The organism is Pseudomonas fuscovaginae SE-1, from assembly GCF_000364705.1.
GTDB classification, from domain to species: Bacteria; Pseudomonadota; Gammaproteobacteria; order Pseudomonadales; family Pseudomonadaceae; genus Aquipseudomonas; species Aquipseudomonas fuscovaginae_A.
On record NZ_AQOH01000392.1, the window covers coordinates 1 to 3,808 of the forward strand.

The following is a 3,808-nucleotide window of genomic DNA, read 5'->3' on the forward strand; positions in this document are numbered from 1 at the left end:
CGCCTTCGGTTGGTTCAGTTACACCACTTCTAGGGACACGATCGCTGGCCCTGGCGGTGGGTTATGGGCGCCCAACGCTGGCCATAAGGGTCAATACCGCGCTGGAAGCACGTTTTGATTCGAGCAACCCACCGGACGCCGATTTGGTTGAGGCCCTTTTTGACATGCTGGTTGGTGGGCCCGAGCTGCCGGACTTTGCGGACGAGCTCTTCCAGACCCCTGGTGTCGACTTCGAGGGTGATTGGTTGGGAGCCCGAGGTGATCATGAGCGGATGAGCCGGACGTTATGGAATCCCGATTTACGGCTTTCCTGGCTTGCAGTGCGGAGCCTATTGCGGCCACTGGCCAGGCCTTCGAGCCAGCGTACTGCGTCTTCAAAGCGACGGCGGATTTCGTCCGAGGGACTTTCATTCCAGAGGTAGTATCTGGCGATATCCAGAACATGGCCCTTGATGTCCTCGATCGCCTCAAGATCGCTGAGTGGAGTGGTGAGGCCTCCTGCTCGGATGTAGCTATCAGTCAGGCGTGACGCCTTTTCGATGGCTCGGACGATTCGGGATTCGCCGTCGTCATTGGGGATCTGGTCGTTTCGGAATTCTCGGGTATATTCGAGGTAGTTTGAGTACATGTTTTTCTTAGCCAATTTACTAGCATTGATGGATGCCCTCACGGGCTTTTCACCCGCAACGGGTACTTCTCTTTTTAAAAAGGAGATAGGCCGTTGAGGGTAGATCGATAGAGAATTGGTTAAGAAAAACGCTTTTAGGAAAGCGACAGACCTTCCAATTCGTTCAGCGGAATAACGTGCGTGGAGTCCTGGTCAACGAACCCTTCCAATGGCATGCCTTTTTTCCACATTCGGTGGCGGCTCGGCCCCAATACCTTGACTTGATCTTCTTCATTGAGACCTTTCAGGAAGTCATCGAAGCTGTCTGGTACCGGCTCATCGTCAGGGTCAAACATTGCGATCATGGTGGTTCGGCAGCCGGGGTGAAACGGGGGCACCTTCCTTTTCGGGTCGCTCAGCTTGTACTTTTTGCCGTTGAGGGCAGCGCACGTCAGAGTCGTCCGAGTGTCCAGAATCGCGCTGAGTTGATACTGCTCAACCCCAGCCTCCTCAAACCCAATCAAATCCGCATTGGCAGTAACATGAGCCGCCGCCGTCCTCACAAGGATCTCGATATTCCGCCTGGAGGCGTTGAATGGATTCACTGGATCGGAAGTCACCGCATCAACGATCTTGCTCACCGGCAGACCGTTAACCACCCCCAGCCTCACAGCCCTCTTAACCGCATTTTGAGTGGCCAGGCTCTGCTCCCCGATCCACTCCCTCAGTAATTTGCCATCAAATGGATCGCTCTCAACAAAGCTCCGGATGAAGCCTTCACTTGTCTGGGCTCCACCCAGGTCGACCTCCAGAGCCTCGCTGTTCCAATCGGCTTGGGCCTTATACAGCTGACTCAGCTCAACGACCAAATCTCGCTCCATGGCCGAGTATTGATCGTCAATTGCGCGGTCGATCTTCTTCAGCTTCGCTTTGAGCCGGTATGCGCTCAGGATGGCCCCGCGTGAGACATCAGCCTGGAGCTCGTCAGCCACCTGGGCCCTGAGTTGCTGAAGCTGAGCTACCGCACCCCTGGCAATCCTCGTGTACTGTCCTCTTAGCTGGATCTGCCTGCCGATCGCTTGCTTGGCGCTTATTTTCTTCGCCATGTCTCGATCCACAGTTCGGATTCTGCTTTTCGCCGGTAGACCAAGCCCTTCATCAGCACTCCCTGGGCATACACCCAACGCATAAACTCAGACGGCGCTTTATGAAACTCCCCTCGGTTGATCACTCTCCGGAGTGTCGAGACTTCCAGATTTCCGCCACCGCAGTTGAACGTAAAATCGATGAGAGCTGCATACTGGTTGTCGTTCAAGGGCACCTTGATCAAACCGCAAACTGACCTAGCCGCACGCCCCAGATCTTTCTCCAGGAGCGTCAAAGCCTCTTCCTTGGTGATTGCTGAATACTTGTCTAGCGGTTCCCATTTCACCCGCGACAGCAAGTGCCCGTAGCCAATCGTTGGGAACCCCACGGGGTCGTGATATGGCTCGATCAGTGCTGTCCTTGGATTTGGATCATGCAAGCCATCGAACTGAGGCCTGCTGGCCAGATCGATAGCCTGCTGAGGTACGTAAATCGCCCCCATTTCACTTCTTCCAGCGGTTCATCGTGCGGTTGCCGAACCAGAAGCCTATTACTGCAACAAGCATGGCCTCATCGAAATCAGTCCAGCTCTGCACAATCGCTTCAACCCCGGAAAGCCCCGAAGCAGCCAGCAGGTGGAAGGTGGCGATCTTGTAGAACATGTAAAAACCGACCAGGGCGTATGTGATGACCGGGCGGCACATACGAATGAAAAAATCCACATGCACTCCAATCAGGGCGACATAGCCTTTGATCCACCTCGGCAGGTCTGTAGATGCCACGGACGCAATCAACTTGTCCCCGTACGTTTCGTCTGGCTTACGCACAGCGATCGCTTCATCGACGTCAGCCCTGGCATTAATTTCTTCCATTCGCCAGGTGTGCTCAGCGTTGGCGTTCTCAAGCCTGAGCTTCATCATTTCAAGCTCTTGCTTGTGATCCTGATTGCTCTGCAGCATGTCGAAGAGCTTCGGAACGAAAGGCGCCAGGAATCCGAACAGCGCACTAATCATGGCAATCATTTCGACACCCCCTTAACAATCAGGGCGTCAATCCTGGCGCTGATATTGTCGAGTTTGTTTTCAATTCGCTTGCTGTCTTCCTTTCGCTCAATTTGATACGTCTGGATCTGAGCTGAGACAACATCAACGCGTTGATCCAGGAGTTCGATTTTCTTGTCGAGTCCGGAATACGCCCACACGCCAGAAACCACCAGGGATAGGAGTGGAATCAACGCATACAAGGAAATAACCAAGTTGGAGGCGTTGGTAGGCGCCGGGGGAGTGGCTGACATTATTGTTCTTCTTGTTATTGTCAGAAGGGCTCTATGGCCAATGATTTATTGTATCATGCGGAATTTGCCATATGTGTGAGAAAGGCGATAAAAAACCACACACCATGCGGCATGTGGTTTTGTAGGAAATGTGCTTACTGGGTATTGCAGCGAGTGACCGCACCTAAGTTGTAGCAATTTGTCTGATAGGTAGGCTTGATGCCAAAACTTGGGGTTACCGGATTCACATAGCTATTCTGCTGAAGCCGCTGATTATTCTGCTGGATCGTGTTATTGAGGTTGTTCAAGCTATTGATATAAGCCTGATTGTTGATCGCCTCGGTCTGGTTATTGATGGCTTGCACCTGGGCGGCTTGCACTGCCGCTACTCGCTGGTTCTCAGCAGCTCTTTCAAACCTGGCGTTCCTTTCGGTACTGAGTGCCGTCATACGGGCATAGATAGCTGTCAGATCACCTTGCTCTTGGCAGATGTCACGGTAGTGCGGCGGTTCTTCAAATGAGCTCTTCGTAGTCGCGCAAAGCTTTTGCTTGTAAGCCTCAACCTTCCTGTATGACTCATTAGCATTCTGTTCCGCAGCTGACAGCTTGGCGTTTATCTCAGAACCAACACTATTGAGGAATGCAAGGTAAGAGCCTGGCAGTTTCGCAGGTACGATACCTTGCGGCTCTACCTTTTTCTGCTCAACCACGCCATTGCGATAAGTAACGATCCCATAACCGTAGTACTGGTTGCCTTTCCTTATGCTACTAACATAAAGCACCGGGTTCGTAGGGTTCATTTGGCTAAGGACGCTAATTGCGTAGCCGCTAGGGTAGACTTT

6 protein-coding genes are annotated in these 3,808 nt (G+C 52.7%); all 6 read right to left on the reverse strand.

The genetic code is table 11. The annotated features are described in order from the left end of the window. Positions 1–262 precede the first annotated feature (262 nt). Positions 263–670 carry a phage protein Gp36 family protein gene (locus K675_RS32705; protein WP_157384026.1) on the reverse strand — a complete coding sequence of 136 codons (408 nt, stop codon included), beginning with the start codon at positions 668–670 and terminating at the stop codon, positions 263–265. Positions 671–762: 92 nt separating this feature from the next. Beyond that, the gene (locus K675_RS0129800; RefSeq protein WP_017907107.1) at positions 763–1,713 is read right to left on the reverse strand and encodes a minor capsid protein; all 951 of its coding nucleotides are present in this window, start codon (positions 1,711–1,713) and stop codon (positions 763–765) included. Further along, positions 1,698–2,195, reverse strand: coding sequence for a lysozyme (locus tag K675_RS0129805; protein ID WP_017907108.1), 498 nt, complete (start codon positions 2,193–2,195; stop codon positions 1,698–1,700). The genes K675_RS0129800 and K675_RS0129805 overlap by 16 nt, the downstream gene beginning before the upstream one ends. 1 nt (position 2,196) lies before the next feature. After that, positions 2,197–2,715, reverse strand: a complete 519-nt coding sequence (locus tag K675_RS31955; protein ID WP_017907109.1) for a hypothetical protein — start codon at positions 2,713–2,715, stop codon at positions 2,197–2,199. Continuing rightward, positions 2,712–2,987 carry a hypothetical protein gene (locus K675_RS0129815; RefSeq protein WP_017907110.1) on the reverse strand — a complete coding sequence of 92 codons (276 nt, stop codon included), beginning with the start codon at positions 2,985–2,987 and terminating at the stop codon, positions 2,712–2,714. Before K675_RS0129815 ends, K675_RS31955 begins: the two co-directional genes overlap by 4 nt. Before the next feature lie 134 nt (positions 2,988–3,121). Continuing rightward, a partial coding sequence (locus K675_RS31690; RefSeq protein ID WP_232434499.1) for a hypothetical protein occupies positions 3,122–3,808 on the reverse strand: 687 nt, incomplete at its 5' end.